General features: G+C 48.5%; 16 protein-coding genes and 7 tRNA genes. 2 read left to right on the top strand and 21 right to left on the bottom strand.

The features are described 5' to 3' along the window. Positions 1–185: 185 nt before the first annotated feature. Both AN618_RS03290 and AN618_RS03285 read left to right on the top strand, forming a co-directional pair. Positions 186–944 carry an ATP-binding protein gene (locus tag AN618_RS03290; protein WP_066352036.1) on the top strand — a complete coding sequence of 253 codons (759 nt, stop codon included), beginning with the start codon at positions 186–188 and terminating at the stop codon, positions 942–944. 117 nt (positions 945–1061) lie between these two features. After that, a complete protein-coding gene (locus AN618_RS03285) occupies positions 1062–1604 on the top strand; it encodes a hypothetical protein (protein WP_066352034.1) in 543 nt (180 codons plus the stop codon). A 28-nt stretch (positions 1605–1632) separates the two neighbouring features. On the opposite strand, the gene ligA is transcribed toward AN618_RS03285, so the two are convergent. From ligA to AN618_RS03180, 21 genes are all read right to left on the bottom strand, one after another. Then, positions 1633–3651 (bottom strand): NAD-dependent DNA ligase LigA, encoded by a 2019-nt coding sequence (ligA, locus tag AN618_RS03280; RefSeq protein WP_083515020.1) that lies wholly within the window; start codon positions 3649–3651, stop codon positions 1633–1635. A 40-nt stretch (positions 3652–3691) separates the two neighbouring features. After that, the gene (pcrA, locus tag AN618_RS03275; protein WP_066352028.1) at positions 3692–5878 is read right to left on the bottom strand and encodes a DNA helicase PcrA; all 2187 of its coding nucleotides are present in this window, start codon (positions 5876–5878) and stop codon (positions 3692–3694) included. 36 nt (positions 5879–5914) lie between these two features. After that, positions 5915–6223 carry a YerC/YecD family TrpR-related protein gene (locus AN618_RS03270; protein ID WP_073254424.1) on the bottom strand — a complete coding sequence of 103 codons (309 nt, stop codon included), beginning with the start codon at positions 6221–6223 and terminating at the stop codon, positions 5915–5917. 22 nt (positions 6224–6245) lie between these two features. Next, positions 6246–7640 (bottom strand): dipeptidase PepV, encoded by a 1395-nt coding sequence (gene pepV, locus AN618_RS03265; protein ID WP_066352024.1) that lies wholly within the window; start codon positions 7638–7640, stop codon positions 6246–6248. A gap of 44 nt (positions 7641–7684) precedes the next feature. After that, on the bottom strand, positions 7685–8179 hold the full coding sequence (locus AN618_RS03260) for a phosphatase PAP2 family protein (RefSeq protein ID WP_073254889.1): 495 nt from the start codon (positions 8177–8179) through the stop codon (positions 7685–7687). 73 nt (positions 8180–8252) lie between these two features. Next, positions 8253–8666, bottom strand: coding sequence for an adenine nucleotide alpha hydrolase family protein (locus AN618_RS03255; RefSeq protein WP_066352021.1), 414 nt, complete (start codon positions 8664–8666; stop codon positions 8253–8255). Positions 8667–8749: 83 nt separating this feature from the next. Next, positions 8750–11137: an endopeptidase La gene (gene lon / locus AN618_RS03250; protein ID WP_066352184.1), complete on the bottom strand. Its 2388-nt coding sequence runs from the start codon at positions 11135–11137 to the stop codon at positions 8750–8752. A 70-nt stretch (positions 11138–11207) separates the two neighbouring features. Next, on the bottom strand, positions 11208–12875 hold the full coding sequence (lonB, locus tag AN618_RS03245; RefSeq protein WP_066352020.1) for an ATP-dependent protease LonB: 1668 nt from the start codon (positions 12873–12875) through the stop codon (positions 11208–11210). Positions 12876–12981: 106 nt separating this feature from the next. Continuing rightward, a complete protein-coding gene (gene clpX, locus AN618_RS03240) occupies positions 12982–14247 on the bottom strand; it encodes an ATP-dependent Clp protease ATP-binding subunit ClpX (RefSeq protein WP_066352018.1) in 1266 nt (421 codons plus the stop codon). Between the two features lie 4 nt (positions 14248–14251). Further along, a complete protein-coding gene (clpP, locus tag AN618_RS03235; RefSeq protein WP_066352017.1) occupies positions 14252–14854 on the bottom strand; it encodes an ATP-dependent Clp endopeptidase proteolytic subunit ClpP in 603 nt (200 codons plus the stop codon). 17 nt (positions 14855–14871) lie between these two features. Beyond that, positions 14872–16212, bottom strand: a complete 1341-nt coding sequence (tig, locus tag AN618_RS03230) for a trigger factor (protein ID WP_066352015.1) — start codon at positions 16210–16212, stop codon at positions 14872–14874. Positions 16213–16327: 115 nt separating this feature from the next. Beyond that, positions 16328–16411, bottom strand: a tRNA-Leu gene (locus tag AN618_RS03225). Between the two features lies 1 nt (position 16412). Next, positions 16413–16488 (bottom strand) — tRNA-Lys (locus AN618_RS03220). Positions 16489–16493: 5 nt separating this feature from the next. Next, positions 16494–16567, bottom strand: a tRNA-Gln gene (locus AN618_RS03215). A 14-nt stretch (positions 16568–16581) separates the two neighbouring features. Then, positions 16582–16658 (bottom strand) — tRNA-His (locus AN618_RS03210). An 8-nt stretch (positions 16659–16666) separates the two neighbouring features. Continuing rightward, positions 16667–16743, bottom strand: a tRNA-Arg gene (locus AN618_RS03205). A gap of 3 nt (positions 16744–16746) precedes the next feature. Continuing rightward, positions 16747–16822 (bottom strand) — tRNA-Gly (locus AN618_RS03200). Between the two features lie 5 nt (positions 16823–16827). Beyond that, positions 16828–16904, bottom strand: a tRNA-Pro gene (locus AN618_RS03195). A gap of 101 nt (positions 16905–17005) precedes the next feature. Further along, positions 17006–17905: a homoserine kinase gene (gene thrB / locus AN618_RS03190; RefSeq protein WP_245628370.1), complete on the bottom strand. Its 900-nt coding sequence runs from the start codon at positions 17903–17905 to the stop codon at positions 17006–17008. Beyond that, positions 17902–18963, bottom strand: coding sequence for a threonine synthase (gene thrC, locus AN618_RS03185; RefSeq protein WP_066352006.1), 1062 nt, complete (start codon positions 18961–18963; stop codon positions 17902–17904). Before thrC ends, thrB begins: the two co-directional genes overlap by 4 nt. Beyond that, the gene (locus tag AN618_RS03180; protein ID WP_066352182.1) at positions 18938–20233 is read right to left on the bottom strand and encodes a homoserine dehydrogenase; all 1296 of its coding nucleotides are present in this window, start codon (positions 20231–20233) and stop codon (positions 18938–18940) included. Before AN618_RS03180 ends, thrC begins: the two co-directional genes overlap by 26 nt. Positions 20234–20261 lie beyond the last annotated feature (28 nt).

Below are 20261 nucleotides of genomic sequence, written 5' to 3'. Positions count from 1 at the left end.
TTCAAACTTAAGTTACAATATTTATACGTATCATCTAAAAACCAGTCGATTATCTCCCGGAAAAGGAATTTTGTCGGAGAAAGGGTCTGCAAAACATGCGGCTCTATGTGAGGTAAATCACATCTTTACACTTCAAAACCTGTTATGATTGAATTAGATTCAAGCAAGACAGGGAGGTTTCGAACATGGCAATAAGGAAAATAGTCCATATCGATGAAGAAAAGTGCAACGGCTGCGGGCTTTGCGTTCCGGCCTGCGCCGAAGGTGCCATACAGATTATAGACGGAAAGGCAAGGCTCGTCTCGGATAAGTACTGCGACGGGCTAGGTGCCTGCCTCGGCGAGTGCCCGAGGGGTGCGATTACTATCATCGAAAGAGAAGCCGAAGAGTTTGACGAAGAGGCGGTAAAGGAACACCTGGCCCGCAGCAAATCCGAACCCTCGGTGCATACCCACCATCACGGATTTTCATGCCCTGGAAGCCGGGTGATAGACTTAAAACACGAATCGGAGACCGGAGAAAACGCAAAAGCCCCGACAAAAGCTTTTTCCGATGGAGAAGTTTTTTTGAGCATCAGGTCCCAGCTTTCGAACTGGCCGGTCCAGCTCATGCTGGTGCCCGTGGAAGCTCCTTACTTTGAGGGGACCGACCTTTTGGTGACCGCAGACTGCGTGCCCTTCGCATACCCCAACTATCACCTGGAACTTTTAAAGGGCAAAAGTGTGGTCATAGGCTGCCCCAAACTCGATGATGGCAATTATTACGTAAAAAAGCTTGCGGAAATTTTCAAGCGCAACGACATAAAGAGCGTAACCGTGGCCCACATGGAAGTGCCCTGCTGCTACGGCTTGGTGAAAATTGTTGAAGAAGCGTTAAATCTTTCTGGGAAGGATATACCGCTGAACGTGGTGGAGATAGGAATTAAGGGAGATAGAAAGAATTAAACCCATCTATTGGATGATTTAAAGCCTTTATCCATAAAAAAAGAGCCATCCTTGGATAATGGATGGCTCTTTACACAACGAACTTAATTTTTTAACATCAAAAAAGGAGGAAGATCCATGTCCTTCTGGAAATGTCCTGGCCAGGATAAAAGTTTCTGGAGACCTGAAGATATATTTGAGTCTCCCTGCCCCCACTGCGGCCACAGTATAGAGTTCTGGAAAAATGATGTGACCCGGCGCTGCCCTAATTGCAAAAAACAGATAGCCAATCCCAGATTCGACCCCGGTTGTGCTACCTGGTGCTCCCATGCAGAAAAATGTCTTGGCGAAATGGCAAAGGTAATCAAAAGCCAGCCACAAATAATCCAGAGCCGCCTGCAAGCAGCGCTGTGCAAAAAACTAAAGCCCGAGGACCGGGATTTGTTGAGCCGGTCCCTGAAAGCAGCCAAAAAGGCAGTAGAAATGGCCCTGGCTGAAAAAAAGGAACCCCTCATCCCCTTGGCGGTAAGCCTTATCGGTCCGGCCGCGCGGGCGAAGGGCTGGTCCCGGGAGGAGGTGCTGGACCTGCTGGAGGAGGCGGGTATCGACGACGAAAGCACTGCTTTTAGAATTTATCAAGCGATCGAAGCCGGCGATGGCGCCGGTAATGACCATCGCTAATTTTTCGGTAAAACAGGGGTCTCAACTGTCATACTTCCCCTTTTTCTAGAAGTTTCTCGAACTCGGCCTCATTCAGGATTTTTATTCCCAACTTCAGAGCTTTTTCGTATTTGGACCCCGGGTCCTTTCCTACTACCACGTAGTCAGTCTTTTTGCTCACGCTGCCGGTGACTTTGCCGCCGAGTTTTTCTATAAGTTCGGTAGCTTGTTGCCTTGTATATTTCTCCAGGGCCCCGGTAAGGACGAAGGTAAGTCCTTCTAAAGGCTTTGGCCCCTCTTCCTTCTTTTTTGCTTCCATGTTAACCCCGGCGGCTTTCAAGCGGGAAATGAGAGCTTTTGTCTGCTCCTGTCTGAAAAACGCCAGGATACTTTCTGCTATCTTGTCGCCTATTTCGGGAACTTTTATCAGGTCCTCGTAGGTAGCCTTTTCAAGCTCCTCCATCGAACCGAAGGCATCGGCCAGAAGCGACGCCGTCCTGGAACCCACGAAGGGGATTCCAAGAGCGTATATCACCCGGTCAAGAGGCCTCTTTTTGCTTTCCTCGATGGCGGAAAGCAGATTGGCAGCAGATTTTTCTCCCATGCGCTCTAAGGTGACGAGGTCCTCCCGCTTCAGGTAGTAAAGGTCGGCAGCATCCTTAATAAGCCCCTGCGATATCAGGAGTGAAACTATGGCCGGGCCGAGCCCCCTTATGTCCATGGCGTCCCGCGAGGCAAAGTGCTCGATGCTCCTCCTTATCTGGGCCGGACAACCGGTGCTGTTGGTGCAGCGGTACGCCGCTTCTCCCGGAAGCCTGACCGCCTCGGAACCGCACTCGGGACAGCGGCGGGGCATTTCGAAATCCCGCTCTTTTCCCGTGCGCTTTTCTTTTACAACTCCCACCACTTCGGGGATCACATCGCCGGCCTTGTGGACTATCACCGTATCGCCTATCTTTATGTCCTTTTCCCTAATGTAGTCCTCATTGTGCAAAGTGGCTTTGCTTACCGTAGACCCGGCTATCCTTACCGGCTCCAAAACCGCGGTGGGGGTCAGCACTCCCGTCCTACCAACCCTTACGATTATGTCCTTAATCACAGTCGTCTTCTGTTCTGCAGGAAACTTATATGCTATCGCCCAGCGGGGGCTTTTGGCGGTCGAACCTAAGAGCCTTTGCTGCTCGAGGGAATTAACTTTAATGACCATCCCGTCAATCTCGTAGGGCAGTTCGTGGCGCTTTTCGTTCCAGCTGAGGCAGTAGTCCACGACGTCGTCGAATTTATCGAAAAGCACTATGTGAGGATTTACCCGCAGGCCTATTCTTTTGAAGAACTGGAGCGCTTCATAGTGGGTCTCGAATTCTATCCCTTCCGCATAACCCAAGCCATATATGAAAACGGCAAGGGGCCTTTTGGCCGTAACTTTGGGGTCAAGCTGTCTCAAAGAACCCGCCGCCGCGTTCCTGGGGTTTGCGAAGAGCGGAAGCCCCTGTTCTTCCCTCTCTTCGTTCAATTTCCTGAAGTCCTCCTTCGGCAGGTACACCTCGCCTCTTACTTCAAGAATAGCCGGGCTTTTATCGGGTGGAAAATCAAGCTTAAGCGGTACGCTCTTTATAGTCTTTACGTTTTGGGTTACATCCTCCCCTACTTCGCCGTCACCCCTGGTGGCGGCGGTTTTGTAAATGCCGTTTTCGTAAGTTATCGAAACCGCAAGTCCGTCTATCTTAAGTTCCACCACGTACTCCACGTCATTTCCTACAACTTCCGTAACCCTCCTGTGGAAGTCCCTCAGTTCCCCTTCATCGAAAGCGTTGGAAAGGCTCATCATGGGGACGCGGTGAACCACCTGAGTAAAATAGGGAAGAGGCTCTCCCCCAACCCGCTGGGTGGGAGAGTCGGGCGTTACCAGTTCGGGAAACTTTCTTTCGAGCTCTTCTAGTTCCCTCATCAATTTGTCATACTCCGCGTCGGAAATTACCGGGTTGTCGTATACGTAGTACTGCTTGTTGTGATAGTTTATGAGCTCCCTCAATTCCTTTATCCTTTTTTCGGCTTCGGACTTTTTCATACACTCCATCCTCTCAAATGGAATTTCATTTTTTCTCTTTTTATATCTTCACAAGAGGAGCGTACTTTAATATGAGGCGTTTTGTCCCTTCCGATGCAAAATTTACCGCTATTTCCGCATCTTCTCCCTTACCGTAGACGGCGGTTACCACACCTTCACCCCATTTGGAGTGCTTCACCCTGTCGCCGGGGTTTAATTTTAACTCCTTTCGCTTCTCCGTTTCTGATGATTGTTTTATCGCGGACTTGAAGTGCACCACCGGCTTTGTTTTTTTTACTTCTCCGACATCTTCCTCTAATGTATCATCTTCAGGACCGATTTCCTTTAAAAGCCTTGCCGGTATCTCGTCGATAAATCTTGACGCCGAATAAAATGAGGTGTTGCCGTAGAGGTTTCGCCTCCACGCTCTTGTCAGGTAAAGCCTTTTTTTGGCTCTGGTTATCCCCACATAGCAAAGTCTTCGCTCTTCCTCCAGCTCATATTCATCGAACATCGACCTGGAATGCGGGAATATACCCTCATCCATGCCGCTTAAGAAAACCACCGGAAACTCGAGGCCTTTCGCACTGTGCAACGTCATCAAAACCACCGCATCTTTGTTATCGTCAAGCTCGTCCACATCGGAGAGCAGGGCAATTTCGGCGAGGAAGTCCTGGAGGCTTGCTCCTGGAAATTTCCTCTCAAATTCTTCGGCCACACCTACCATTTCTTTCAGGTTTTCTATCCTGCTCTGGGCCTCCGGTGAATTCTCGGCTTCAAGTTCTTCGATGTATCCCGTTTTTTCAAGAATATAAGCTATCAATTCCGGAATCGAAAGCGAATTTTGTTTTTCTATAAAATCATTAATTAGGCTCGCAAAATTCTTAAGTTTTGCAGATACTCTCGATGAAAAATTGTAAACCTCCTCTTTTATTATGTCATATACGGACCTTTCATTTTCCTCCGCCACTCTTTTCAGTTCGTAGACAGTAGCCTCGCCTATGCCCCTTCGAGGCACGTTTATAATCCTCAAAAGGCTCACATCATCTGAAGGATTTGCCACAACCCTCAGGTATGCCATTATGTCCTTTATTTCTTTCCGCTGGTAAAATTTCAGGCCTCCCACTATCCTGTAGGGGAGTCCCATCTTCACCATCATTTCTTCCAGCACGCGGGACTGGGCATTGGTTCGGTAGAGCACCGCAAAATCTTTAAAGTTGAATTTCTGGGCGTTGACCAGCTTTTCTATTTCCCGGGCAATGAAGAACGCTTCTTCATGCTCGTTTTCCAGCGTAACGAGATAAATTTTTTCACCTTTGCCGTTTTTGGTCCAGAGATTCTTCTTTTTCCTGCCCAGGTTGTGGCTTATCACGCTGTTTGCCGCATCGAGGATGTTTTGGGTCGAGCGGTAATTTTGCTCGAGCCTTATGACGGTAGCATCCGGAAAATCCTCTTCGAAGTCCAGGATATTCCGGATATCCGCACCTCTGAAGCTGTATATGCTCTGGTCGTCGTCCCCCACAACGCACAGGTTCCTGTGCTTTTCGGCCAGCATCTTTACGAGAACGTACTGCGCTCTATTTGTGTCCTGGTATTCATCTACCAGTATGTGCTTGAACTTCGTCTGGTAATGGTAAAGAACCTCGGGACATTCTCTGAAAAGCTCGACCGTCTTCATTATGAGGTCGTCGAAGTCCAGGGCATTCAGCTCCTTCAGTTTTTTCTGATAAAGTTCGTATATCCTCGCCAAAGTCTTTTCCCTTATGTCCTTTGCCCTGTCGTAGCACTCTTCCGGCGTAAGCAGCCCGTCCTTGGCCCTTCCTATAAAATTCAAAACTGCCTGAGGCGAGTATTTTTTGTCGTCAAGCCCCAGAGCTTTGACGGAATCCTTTGCCACAACCTGTTGGTCCTGGGTGTCGAATATTACGAAGTTCCTGCTGTAGCCCAATTTCTCAATGTCGGATCTCAGGATCCGGACGCAAGCCGAATGGAAGGTGCTGACCAGCATCCCCTTCGCCCAGGGGATAAGTCTTTCGATCCTTTCTTTCATTTCCTCGGCGGCTTTATTGGTAAAGGTTATGGCCATTATACTGCTCGGGTCTACGCCCATGTATTCAATCAGGTAGGCGATTCTGTACGTCAGCACCCGGGTCTTGCCGCTTCCCGCCCCCGCCAGGACAAGAAGAGGCCCCCCGGGGTGTGTTACGGCTTTCCTTTGCTCTTCGTTTAGTTCGGATAAAAAATCCATTTTTACCTCCTACAGAAAAGTAGCGTGGGTTCCACGCTACTTTTTTTTCTCATCAAGCTCCTTTAATCTTTCCAAAATCATTTTGTAGCCATCGGCGCCGTAGTTCAAAAAACGCTTGACCCTGCTTATGGTGGCAGTGCTGGCTCCGGTTTTTTCGGCAATATCGCTATATGTAAATCCGGCTTCCAGCATCTCGGCCACCTGAAGCCGCTGCGCCATGGCCTTTACCTCCGCAATGGTGCAAATATCCTCGAAAAAGCGATAGCATTCTTCCTTCGTCCTCAAAAGCGCTATTGCCTCAAAGAGCCTATCAATGGCCGGGTCGGCCAACCTCTGGAGTTGCATTTTATCACTCCACATTAAATATTCAGCTTACGAGTTCTAAAAGCACATTGGTATAAATCCTCAAGTTTTTCAAAAGGTCTTCAATCTCGATGTACTCGTCCTTTTCGTGGGCAACTTCCGGTTTCCCCGGAAAACCAGGTCCGAAAGCCACCGCGTTTTTGAACATCCTCGCATACGTTCCGCCGCCTATGGAAAAACAGTAGGCCTTTTCTCCCGTAACCTTTTCGTAAGCCGCCTTTAAGCTCCTAACTATAGCGCTATCCTCAGGGACGTAATGGGGCGGATTGTCGGATATCTTTTCAACTCGAACTCCCTCGATGAGACTTTCCCTTATTTTCGAAATCACCTCTTCCCCTTTATACTTTATGGGATACCTGATGTTTACAACGACCTCGCCGGATTTTTCATCCATTCGGATTACTCCCACATTAAAGGTAAGCGGCCCCGATATCTCATCGGAAAAATCGACTCCCAATCCCCTGCCCGTAGTATCAAGGCCTATTTTTTCGTTCAGGAAAAGAATAAATTGCCGCTGTCCTTCATCATCGATGTCGAGTTCCGAAAGAAAAGTTATGAGCTGCATTACCGCATTTTTCCCCTTGTGGGGTATGCTTCCGTGGGCGGAAACGCCATGAGATTTAATAGCAAATGTACCATCGACCTTTGAAAGCTCCAAATCGTACCCGGTTCTTTCTTTGAATTCTCTGAACCTTTCTTCTATGTATACGGCATCACCTTTCAAAACTGCCTCAGCATAATCCGGCACCATGTTGGGTCTGTGGCCGCCTTTCAAGGAAACGAGCGTTACTCCTCCTTCTTTCGCTTTCTTGTTATTTTCAAAATCGCTCGTCAAAGAAAATGTAAGGATGCCCTTTTCGCCGTTTATAATCGGATATTCCGCATCGGGCGAAAAAGCCATGGTGGGCTCTTCGTCGTGTTCCAAGTAGTATTTTATGCATCTCATTCCGCTTTCCTCGTTGGTGCCGAATATCACTCTAACCCGCCGGTTGAATTTCACTCCGGCATCCTTCAAAGTTTTTAAAGCGTACAGAGCCGTCATGGCAGGCCCTTTATTGTCAGCCGCACCCCTGCCGTAGATTTTTCCATCGTGGATTTCCCCGCCGTAGGGAGGATAGGTCCAGCCCGATCCTTCCGGCACCACATCCAGGTGAACCAGTATCCCCACCATTTCGTCTCCTTCGCCCCACTCGGCCCATCCCACGTAGTTGTCCAGGTTTTTAGTCCTGAAGCCGAAACTCCTGGCAAGGTTTAAAGCATAATCAAGGGCCTGTGCCACTCCTTCTCCGAAAGGCTTCCCTTCAAGCGGCGGTTCTTCAACGCTCCGTATCCTGATTATTTCACAAACCGACTTTATCAGGGGTTCCACATTAAGTTCTATGGCCTTTTCAATATCCATTATAAAACCCCTCCCTTTTTTTAACGAGCGATAAAAAATTTCCTTCAGCTTACGATAAGTTTTTTGATGGCATGCGTCAATAACGCAAAAGTAGTACCCAGAAAAGCACCGCTGAGCACATCGGAGGGGTAGTGCATTCCGGTGTATATCCTGGAAAATCCCACCAATGTGGCCAGCGAATATATGGCATACCTATAGGCAGGAAAATAAAGGGAAAATACCACGGCCAGGCAAAAGCCTGCAACTGTGTGCCCGGAGGGAAAGGAATGGTCCTTCAGCAGCTTTCTCCAGAATGTGTTCACGTTGGGCAAAACCATATACGGTCTTTTCCTGTAAATGCTCTTTTTAAAAATTTGCACTATTCCCTGGCTCCCCGTGAGGGCGAAAAAGGCTTCGCTTGCGGCAATCCTGGCTTCCTCTTTGCCAAAAATATAAAGAAAGGCACACAAAAGCACTGAAAATGTGGCACCGCCGAGATGGGTTATGCGTGGCATTATCGCATCCAAAGGCCTGCACTTTATCCTTTGATTCAGGTACATAAAAAGATTTTTATCCTTTTGATGCAATCCCTCAATAATTTTAACTAGGAAACTTCTCAAAAAAGGCGACCCCCTACTCCACTATTTCCACCACTATGCCGTTCTTCTCAACGGCTTTTATCAAGGGATTTATTACTTCGCCGTTTTTTTGCACATCAAAAGCCGATTGCAGGGATTTGCCGACGATTATGTGGGTTATCTGATTATTCCTCGCATAATCGGCCAAGGTCTGGTATACTTTTTTCCCTGCCAAAATCGAAACCGTTCCTCCCAGATTTTTTGCCATTTCGAAAAGCTCCAGCAATATTTTGTGCTGCTTTAAATCCTTGTTCAGATCCTCCGATTTATTTACGTATACTACGCAAAATTCCCCTCCTAGCTCTCTCGCCCTTGCCGCCCCCCTCTTTATCAGCCTTTCGCAGCTCTTCTGTGGAGTCACGCACACCATTATCCTGTGCTCCACCGAGGGGTCAAAAATAATACCCATGGGTAAACCCCTTTCGTTCTGTGTTATCATCTCCATCTTTATTATACTATGAATATAAAACTTTCAGCAACAAATACAATGTCTTACTGAGAAATAAAAAGGCCGTCTGCTTTTTCCGCACTTTCTCGCATCGGGGGGATGCCATCGCCCATGGGTTTTATCGCTCTCTTTATAACCTCGTCCATAGTCTTCACAAAGACAAAGCAAAGGTCTTCCTTTACGTTTTGAGGCACTTCTTCTAGGTCCTTTATATTTTCCTCGGGAAGTATTACGGTCTTGATACCCGCGCGGTGGGCTGCCAGTACCTTTTCTTTTATTCCCCCGACCGGCAAAACCCTCCCCCTCAGCGTTATTTCTCCCGTCATGGCCACCGTCCTGTCCACAGGACGTCCGGAAAGGGCGGAAATTAAGGCACAAGCCATGGTTATTCCCGCAGAAGGACCATCTTTCGGTATGGCTCCTTCGGGCACATGAATGTGAACGTCGTACTTTTCATGGAAATCCTCATCTATCCCCAACTCAGCCGCCTTGGACCTGACGTAGGTGTATCCCGCGTGGGCCGATTCCTGCATGATATCTCCGAGCTTGCCGGTAAGTATCAGCTTTCCCTTTCCCTTCATGACCGTGGCTTCGACGCTCAGTATGTCGCCCCCCATTTCCGTCCAGGCAAGGCCGGTCGCCACCCCTACCTGGTCGGTTTCCTCGATAACTCCATAGCGGAACCTGGGCGTCCCCAGAAACTTTTCGACCATCGCGACGTCCACATCCACCGACCTTTTTTCTCCTTCCACCACTGACCTGGCCACTTTACGGCAAATACCGGCTATTTCCCGCTCTAAATTTCTCACGCCGGCTTCTCGCGTATAGTTGCGGATGATGTGTATCACGGCTTCATCGGAAAACACCAGATTCTCGGCACTTAGACCGTGTTCTTCGATCTGCCGGGGGATTAAATGGAACTTCGCTATTTGAAGTTTCTCGTACTCTGTATATCCCGGAATCGATATGACTTCCATGCGGTCGAGCAGGGGTCTCGGAATGTTAAACAGAGTATTGGCGGTCGCTATAAACAAAACTTTCGAAAGGTCGAAAGGAAGTTCTATGTAGTGGTCGGAAAAGCTGTGATTTTGCTCGGGGTCAAGCACTTCCAGCAAAGCGGCGGTCGGGTCTCCCCTAAAGTCCGAGCTCATCTTATCGACTTCATCGAGCAGGAACACGGGGTTTTTGGTTCCCGCCTGTCTCATCCCTTGAATTATCCTGCCCGGAAGCGCCCCCACATAAGTTCTCCTGTGTCCGCGGATTTCTGCTTCATCCCTGACTCCACCGAGCGACACCCTTACGAATTTCCTTCCCATGGCCCTCGCGATGGATTTGGCGAGGGACGTCTTGCCCACCCCCGGAGGGCCCACAAGGCAAAGTATGGGCGATTTCATGGCTCCCGCGAGCTTTCTTACCGCAAGAAATTCCAGAATTCGCTCCTTCACCTTTTCAAGCCCGTAGTGGCCCTCGTTCAAAACTTTTTGCGCCGATTTGACATCCAAGACATCCTCTGTAAAGTTGTTCCAGGGAAGGGCGACAATCCAGTCCAGATAATTTCTTATGACCGCCACTTCCGCCGACACCGGGGGAGTCCTCTCAAATCTTTCCACTTCCTTCAATACCTTTTGCTCAAGGTCATCCGGAAGATTTAAGGCCTTTATCTTTTTTCGATACTCGTTGGCTTCCTGCGTCTTTTCGTCCTGCTCCCCTAGTTCCTGCTGTATGGCTTTTATCTGTTCTCTGAGGTAAAATTCTTTCTGAGATTTTTCCAGCTGTTTTTTCACCCGGTTATTTATCTTTTTTTCTAGCTCAAGGATTTCTATCTCCCTTGTGAGAATCTCGAATAGGATTCTGAGCCTCTCTTTTACATCTAATGTTTCTAATATCTTTTGCTTGTCTTCGATTTTCAGATTGAGGTGAGATGCTACGGCATCGGCAAAACGGCCGGGGCTTTTTAGATTACCTATAGAAATCAAGGCCTCCGGACTCACCTTATGGTTTAATTCGGCGTAATTTTCAAAAAGGTTCATCGTGCTTCGCATGAGAGCTTCTTCTTCCGGGCTAATTTCCATATCATCTTCCAATATTTCGGTAACCCTGACTTTGAAAAAGGGTTCGGTCTTTATATATTCTTCTATCCGGGCCCGGTTGAGTCCTTCCACCATCACCCTTATGGTATCTCCCGGCATTTTCAAAAGCTGCTTTATCTTGGCCACCGTCCCTGTCGCATATATGTCTTCCGGCACAGGGAAATCCACTCTCGCATCTTTCTGGGCGACAAGGAGAATTTTTTCGTCGGCCACCATAGCTTCTTCCAGGGCTTCGATGGACTTGTCCCTGCCAACGTCGAAATGAAGTATCATTTTCGGGAAAACCAGAAGGCCTCTAAGGGGCAGAAGCGGCAAGATTCGTATGTTCTTTTCCCTTTTCACAAAATTTCCCCCTGCATTTTTCACATAATTGGATTATATTCCTCCTAACTTTTTATTCGATAAAATCTTTTTAATTCCTTCCGAACGCAAAGGCCATTTTTTTGTCATTCTTCGGCTCTTCTTCCGAATTCACCAGGGCATATTCTATCACTTCTTCTATCCTGTCCACGGCTAAAATCCTCACATCCCAAGTTTTAAAAAGGTCCTGCCAATTTTCCCTGGGTATTATTACAGTCGTCGCACCAGCCCTCTTTGCAGCTTCTATTTTCGCCACGATTCCACCTACCGGCTTTACATAACCCCGGATGGACAGCTCTCCTGTCATAGCCACCAAATTATTCACTGGAATATTGGTTATGGCTGAGTATATGGCCGTGGCTACCGTAATTCCGGCCGACGGCCCGTCTATGGGAGTACCTCCCGGAAAGTTGATGTGTATGTCGAAATCTTCCGGCCTCAATCCGAGATACTTTTTAAGTACAGTCAGACAGTTATCCACGGCTCCTCTTGCGGTAGCCTTTCGCCTCAGCTTGTGCGTTTCTCCTCCCATTTCCTCTTCTTCCATAATTCCCGTTACAGTGAGCTTGCCCTTCCCTTTCTCCACGGGTATTGCTATGGCTTCTATTTCCATCAGAGTACCCATGTTGGGACCGTAAACAGCAAGGCCGTTAGCACATCCTACCTGTGGACAGGAGTGCACCCTCTTTTCCGGACGCGGCGAATACTGGCCGCTGTTTACCACCCACTCCACATCCTTGGCCTCTATCTTTTTTCTTTTTTCTATCTGCGCGAGCCCCGCTGCCATTTGCAGTATGTTGACCGCTTCCCGTCCGTTTGTGGCGTATTTTTTTATCGTCTCTACAGCCCTTTCTTCGATATCGAAGGAAATTTTGGAGGCCGCATTTCTTGCAATCTTCCCGATATCTTCCGGACTGAGGGGCTTAAAAAAAATCTCCACGCAGCGGGAACGAATGGCCGGGGGGATTTCCTGAGGCGTTCTGGTAGTAGCACCTATCAGCCTGAAATCCGCCGGCAACCCCTTTTGAAAAATCTCGTGAATATAAAGGGGTATGTTGGGGTCTTCGCTGTTGTAATAAGCACTCTCCAAAAAAACCTTTCTATCTTCCAATACCTTTAAAAGTTTATTCATCTGCACCGGATGCAATTCCCCTATTTCATCTATAAAAAGCACCCCGCCGTGAGCTTTGGTCACCGCTCCGGGCTTGGGTTGTGGTATCCCGGCTATGCCTAGAGGACCGGCCCCCTGGTATATGGGGTCGTGCACCGAGCCGATGAGAGGGTCGGCTATCCCCCTTTCATCGAACCTCGCTATGGTAGCGTCAACTTCTACAAATTTGGCATCGGGCCCAAAAGGGGAGCCCGGCGTCCTTTTGGCTTCTTCCAGAACCAAACGGGCCGCGGCGGTTTTCCCTATGCCCGGAGGGCCGTAAATTATTACGTGCTGGGGATTAGGTCCGCACAGGGCCGCTCGCAGGGCCTTAAGTCCCTCCTCCTGACCGATTATATCCTCGAACTTAGTGGGGCGCGTCTTCTCCGTCAGCGGTTCCGTAAGGGATATCTCCCTCATTTTCCTCAATTTTTCCAATTCCTTTTTCGACTCCCGGTCCACCACCATCCTGCTTCCCTGCTGGTTTTTCATCAGATTTATAAAGTAAAGCCCTACAACGATGGCCAAGGCTATCTGGATCAAGCTCAAAATATTTACCGTCACGTTCAAAATGTCCCCCCTTTCCAGCTTCGGCTTTTTTTATTATTACCGCAAGCCTTCAATTTATCCTGGAAAGGGAAGTAAAAAAGTGCAGCAAAACGCTGCACTTTTTACCTCAAGCCGTCACTTCCTTTTTCTTCGTCTTTTTCCTGTCGGAAGTTACAATAATCGGTTCTTCACGCTTCAACACCACGTCTTTGGTTATTACGCACTTCGTGATGTCGTTTCTCGAAGGTATCTCGTACATTACGTCCATCATCACTTCTTCCAGTATCGCCCTTAAGCCCCTGGCTCCGGTCTTTCGCCGCAAAGCTTCCTGGGCGATGACCTGCAAGGCCTCATCGGTAAATTCAAGCTGCACGTTGTCCATTTCAAACAATTTCTGATATTGTTTTACAAGTGCATTTTTCGGCTCTTTCAAGATCCTTATGAGTGCCTGTTCATCAAGGGCATCCAACGTTACTATTATAGGAACCCTTCCCACAAACTCCGGTATCATTCCGAATTTCAGAAGGTCTTCCGGCATTATTTGCTTCAGGAGTTCACCTACGTTTTTTTCTTCCTTGCTTCGTATCTCGGCGCCAAAGCCTATTGATTTTTTACCTATCCGGTTGGCTATAATTTTTTCTATTCCCTCGAAGGCGCCGCCGCAGATGAACAGGATGTTGGTTGTATCTATCTGGATAAATTCCTGGTGCGGGTGCTTGCGTCCCCCCTGAGGCGGCACGCTGGCTATGGTGCCTTCTAGGATTTTCAAAAGCGCCTGCTGCACTCCTTCTCCGGATACGTCTCTGGTTATCGATGGATTTTCGGACTTCCTTGCAATCTTGTCTATTTCGTCGATATACACTATGCCCTTTTCAGCCTTTTCCACATCGTAATCGGCAGCCTGAATCAATTTCAAGAGTATATTCTCCACGTCTTCACCGACGTAACCGGCCTCAGTCAGGGAGGTGGCATCAGCGATAGCAAAGGGCACATTCAAAATTTTTGCAAGGGTCTGGGCCAGCAAGGTCTTGCCGCTACCTGTCGGCCCCAGCATTATTATGTTGCTCTTTTGGAGTTCCACATCATCGGATTTCACATTGGAATTGATGCGCTTATAGTGGTTGTACACCGCAACCGAAAGTATCTTTTTGGCCTGCTCCTGACCGATGACGTACTGGTCCAAAATTTCCTTTATTTCCCGGGGTTTCGGTATATCGGTAAAATCCATCTCGGCCTCTTCGCTGAATTCTTCCTCTATTATCTCGTTGCAAAGCTCAATGCACTCGTCGCATATATAAACGCCGGGGCCTGCAACCAGCTTTCTCACCTGGTCTTGGGTTTTGCCGCAGAAGGAGCATTTCAGCTGGCCTTTTTCGTCGTTGAATTTAAACATGATATCACCTCTTTTCTTCGGCTTTCACCCGTTTGTATATCACCTCATCGATGAGCCCGTATTCTTTCGCTTCCAAGGCCGACATGAAAAAGTCCCTTTCCGTGTCCCGCTCGATTTTGTCCAACGGCTGTTTGGTGTGCTTTACCAGGATATCGTTTAGTACCTCCCGCAACCTCAATATTTCCTTAGCCTGGGTCTCGATATCCAGGGCCTTGCCCTGAACGCCTCCCCACGGCTGGTGTATCATTATCCTGGAATTCGGGAGAGCATAGCGCTTGCCTTCAGCCCCTCCCGCAAGGAGCACCGCACCCATGCTGGCTGCCATGCCGATACAAATGGTGGCCACATCCGGCTTGATGTACTGCATGGTGTCGTATATGGCAAGGCCTGCCGTCACGGAACCGCCCGGAGAGTTGATGTAAAGGTAGATGTCCTTGTCCGGGTCTTCCGATTCCAAAAACAATAGCTGAGCTATTACAAGGCTTGCCACCGTATCGTCAATGGGAGTTCCTATGAATACTATCCTGTCTTTGAGCAGCCTTGAATATATATCGTAAGCCCTCTCCCCACGATTTGTCTGCTCGATCACTATAGGTACGAGATTCATCAATTAGCCCCTCCTTATCAAGCTTGTTCTTCTTCACCCTCGCCTTCGCCTTGGGAAAAGTTCTCCACGACTTTTTCGTTGACCTTCGCCTGGGATATCAAAAAGTCGAATATTTTCCTCGTGAGTATGTGGTCTTTTATGTGCTCTAAGTCTTCTTCCTTCAGATTCTTTTTATATTCCGCCAAAGACTTATGAGCTGCTTCGGCGTACTTGGCCAGCTCTTCGTCCACCTCTTCTTCGGTGACTTCTATATTTTCTGCTTTGGCCAAAGCCTCCAGGACCAGCGACGTCTTTACGTTGTTGTAGGCCCTTTCCTGGAACCTCCCTTTGAACTCTTCAGGCGAAAGCTTGGAAATCTCCAGATACTGTTTTAAATCCAATCCTCTTAACCTGAGCTGGAAGGCAAAATCCATAATTAACCTCTCTATCTCTCTATCTACCATTACCTGCGGAATATCGACCTCTGCCTGTTCCACCACTTTTTTGAGAATAGCTCCTCTCAGAGAGCTTTCGGAAAGCGATTTTGCCCTTTCTTCCAATCTATTCTTAATATCCTGCTTTAATTCCTCCAAGGTTTCAAATTCACTTACGTCCTTCGCAAACTCATCATCCAGCTGCGGAAGTTCTTTTTCCTTCACTTCTTTCAGCGAAACTTTAAAGAGCACTTCCTTTCCCGCCAGGTCCTTGTTGGGATGTTCAGCAGGATATGTAACCGCAACCTCTTTGGTCTCACCAGGCTTCATTCCGATTATCTTCTCTTCCAAATCCTCCACCAGGATCTTCGAACCTAGCTCCAGGGGGTAATTTTGGACCTTCGCATCCTTTAAAGGTTCCCCGTTTGCGAAACCCTCGAGGTCAACCACCACCACATCGCCCTTTTGTGCAGGCCGTTCTACGGATACGAGTCTCGCATTTTTCTCCTGTAAATCTTTGAGTTCTTTTTCCACATCCTCCTCGGTAACATTGTACACCATTTTTTCCACTTCTAAACCCTTGTACTGTCCCAACTTTACTTCGGGTTTTACCGTCACTTTGGCGGTAGCGACGATGCCGATATCCTTTCCTATTTTGTCTATGTCAAAATGCGGGTGATCCACCGGCTCTAAACTGTTTTCCTCTACTACTTTCTTATAAGCTTCGGAAAGCACGATTTCCGCCGCATCTTCATAGAAAACTTCCGGACCGTAATACCTCTCTATAAGGCTCCTGGGAGCCTTGCCCCGCCTGAAACCGGGGATGTTGAACCTCTTTACATTTTTCCGGTAGGACTGCTCTATGGCCTTTTCAAATTCTCCAGCTTCAACTTCGATTTTCAAAGTCGCCACATTATTTTCTATTTTTTCCACATTAACTTTCATTATGCTCCTCCTCACAAACACGCTAAACCTTTTTTGCCATTTTATTATAGCATAAAAAAATAAATAATAAAACAATACCCCGGCATGAATACCGAGGCTTTTTTTCGAAAGATTTTGGTGCGGGCGAGAGGATTTGAACCTCCACGGGAAACCCAACGGATCCTAAGTCCGTCGCGTCTGCCAGTTCCGCCACGCCCGCATGGTGAGCCATGGAGGACTCGAACCTCCGACACCCTGATTAAAAGTCAGGTGCTCTACCGCCTGAGCTAATGGCCCACATCTGGCTGGGGCGGTAGGATTCGAACCTACGATGCAGGATCCAAAGTCCCGTGCCTTACCTCTTGGCTACGCCCCAGCGAAAAAAATAATTGGGGTGGATAGTGGGATTCGAACCCACGACCTCCAGAGCCACAATCTGGCGTTCTAACCATCTGAACTATATCCACCACGCGTATGGTGCGCCCGAGAGGATTCGAACCTCTGGCCCACGGATTAGAAGTCCGTTGCTCTGTCCTGCTGAGCTACGGGCGCAAGTGGAGCGGGAAACGGGACTCGAACCCGCGGCACCCAGCTTGGAAGGCTGGTGCTCTACCACCTGAGCTATTCCCGCCCGCCTGGTCGAGGCAGAGGGACTCGAACCCCCGACCCCATGGTCCCAAACCATGTGCGCTACCAAACTGCGCCATGCCTCGCTAGGGCCTTAGGACATTGTATAGTATACATTAATTTAAACGTCGAGTCAAGATTATTTTAACACAATTCCCGACTCTTTTTCAAACCATAAGGGCTGTAATCAAACGATGCTCGTTCCTTCATTGCAAGTATCCAAAATTATATAGCGCGCTTTTACGCCTTTTTTTTCGAAAACTCCCACCATAAATTCGCCCACTTCCTTCGCTTTTCCCTCCTGCACGAGTCCCACCACCGAAGGCCCCGCGCCGCTCAGAAAGCAACCAAGCATACCCATTGCCAGTGCTTCTTCCAGTATTTCCTCCATTCCCGGCACGAGAGACTTTCGATAGGGTTGGTGCAGAACATCCTGAGTCGCCACTTGAAGCAACGAAAAATCTCCCTCGCATATACCCGCCACAAGAAGCGCCGTCCGCCCGATGTTGAACACCGCATCCTTAAGGCTGACCTTTTGGGGAATCACTTCTCTTGCTCTTTCAGTCTTAAGTTCAAATTCCGGAATTGCAACAACAATTTTCAGGGAAGGCGGCATGGATAACTTTTTGTAAACAACCCTGTCATTTACCTTTACCGATATGGCAAGGCCGCCTACAATGGCCGCAACTACATTATCCGGATGCCCTTCCATTTCGGTGGCAAAATTTATTATTTCTTCCTTGTTGAACGGGCTCCCCAAAAGCAAGTTCGCAGCAATCATTCCACCGGCAATACATGCGGCGCTGCTTCCCAATCCCCTCGCAAGCGGTATTTCATTTTTTAATCTTATATAAAGTTTTTTTTCGATGTTCGCTTTTTTTAAAATGGTGCTGGCCGCTCTGTACACCAGGTTATCTTCACCCAAGGATATTTTCCCCTGGCCCTCACCCGACACTTCTATTTTGGGGAAGTCAGAAAATTCCATCTCGATGAAGTTATACAAATTCACCGCCGTCCCAATACAGTCAAAACCGGGACCGAAATTGGCTATGCTTGCGGGAACTTTAACCCTGACCAAGCCCTTCACTCCCCACCGTATATTTCTCTTTCCAAAGCGTGTATTTTGGGAGGAATGACAGCAGGAGAAATGCCTGTCTTTATCGCAGTATCCGGGTCTTTCAAGCCGTGTCCGGTCAAAACGCATACAACTCTGGAATTTTCCTCAAAATACCCCATCTTAAAATGCTTTATGACTCCGGCCAATGACGCCGCCGAAGCCGGCTCCGCAAAAACACCTTCCTTTTTTGCCAGAAGGTGATAGGCATTGAGTATTTCTTCGTCGGTTACCTTATCTATGAGCCCCCCGGATTCGGTTATAGCAGCTTCTGCTGTCTTCCAGCTCGCCGGATTTCCTATTCTTATGGCGGTTGCTATGGTCTTCGGATTTTCTATCACCCTTCCCTCCACTATCGGCGCAGCCCCCGCCGCCTGAAATCCTAGCATCTTCGGCAGCTTTGATATCTTCCCAAGGGAATGATATTCTCTAAAACCTTTCCAGTATGCCGTGATGTTCCCTGCATTTCCGACGGGAATCGCAAGGTAGTCGGGGGCAGCGGAAAATTCGTCGCATATTTCGAAAGCCGCCGTTTTCTGACCTTCTATGCGGTTGGGGTTTATGGAATTGACCAGGGTCACCGGATGCTTCTCGGAAAATTCCCTCACCATTTTCAGAGCATCGTCAAAATTCCCTTCCACGGCCACCACCTTGGCCCCGTAAGCTATGGCTTGCGCAAGCTTTCCCAGGGCAATGGCGTTTTGCGGTATCAGCACCACGCATTTTAAGCCGGCCCGTGCCGCGTACGCCGCGGCGGAAGCGGAGGTATTTCCGGTGGATGCACAGATAACCGCATTAGCACCTTTTTCCAGAGCAGCAGAAACCGCCACCGTCATGCCCCTGTCTTTAAAAGAACCCGTCGGGTTTACGCCTTCGTATTTCAGGTACAATTCGAAGTTAAGTCCAAGATGATTCTCCAGATTGTACGCCCTGACCAGCGGCGTATTGCCTTCTTTCAAAGTTACGATGCATTCCTTCTTTTTCACCGGCAATAAATCGAAATATCTATTGATGATTCCCATGTACGCCATCCGAAGCCGCCTCCTCCACTCTTACGACATTGGCCACGTTTTCAACATCCTGCAAATCCTTTATCTCATCTAAGGCCTTTTGAAGGTTCCTGAAAGGAACCTGATGGGTCACCATGACTATTTCGGCCACATCACCTTTTACATCTTTTTGTATGACCATGTGAAGGCTTATATCATTCCTGCCGAAGGCTCCGCTAATCTTCGAAAGCACCCCGGGCTTGTCCTTTGCCTTCAAGCGGATGTAAAACCGGCTCGTCGACGAACCCACATCGATAACCTTCAATTCATCGTAGCACGTGCAGTAAATTCTTCTCCTACCTTCGCGGGCTGCATCCATTATATCGGCCACCACCGCACTGGCTGTCGGCATCTTCCCAGCCCCCTGGCCGAAAAACATGACTTTCCCCACCGCATCTCCTTCGACCAGAATGGCGTTGTATACGTCCCTAACGGCGCTCAGGGGATGGTTCTGCTTTAACATCACCGGCGCTACTATGGCCTCAATTTCGCGTTCTCCCACCTTCCGCGCCGATGCCACCAGCTTTATTATATATCCCAATTCGCCGGCGTATTTTATGTCTTCGAGCTCTATCCGCTCTATGCCCTCCACGTAAACTTTGTCGGGGGTTATCCGCGTATTGAACGCTATCGAAGAAATTATCGCAAGCTTTCTTGCCGCATCGAAGCCCTTGATGTCGTCGGAGGGGTCGCTTTCCGCGTATCCCAGCCTCTGTGCTTCCCGCAGAGCCTCCTCGAAATTCCTTTCCTTTTCCTGCATTTGAGTCAAAATGTAATTTGTGGTGCCGTTCAGTATCCCCGAAATCTTCAGTATGCGGTTGGCAGCCAAACACTGCTTCATCGGCCTTATTATCGGAATTCCTCCACCTACACTTGCCTCGAAGAGAAGGCTTACTCCTGATTTTTCGGCAAGCTCGAAAAGTTCCTTCCCGTGTTTCGAGATAACCTCCTTGTTCGCCGTGACCACGTGCTTTTTATTCTGCAACGCCTTTTTGATATAGCTTTTAGCCGGTTCTTCCCCACCCATCAGTTCAACAACTACGTCTATCTCCGCATCCTCCAATATATCATCGGCACTCAAAGTCAACTTGCCTTCCGCATAGGGAGTTCTTTTCTTGGAAAGGTCCCTCACCAGTATTTTTTTTACGTTTACCTCTTCTCCCAATCTCTGCGCTATCACGTGACGGTTATTCTCCAGAAGCTCCACCACACCTGTACCAACCGTGCCAAGTCCCATAATCCCGATATTAATCACTGTTTTCCCTCCCCCTTTGCCTGGT

It is taken from the genome of Fervidicola ferrireducens, assembly GCF_001562425.1.
GTDB classification, from domain to species: Bacteria; Bacillota; Thermosediminibacteria; order Thermosediminibacterales; family Thermosediminibacteraceae; genus Fervidicola; species Fervidicola ferrireducens.
The sequence above is the reverse complement of the archived record's forward strand: the minus strand, read 5'-3'. Positions and strand labels throughout refer to the sequence as shown.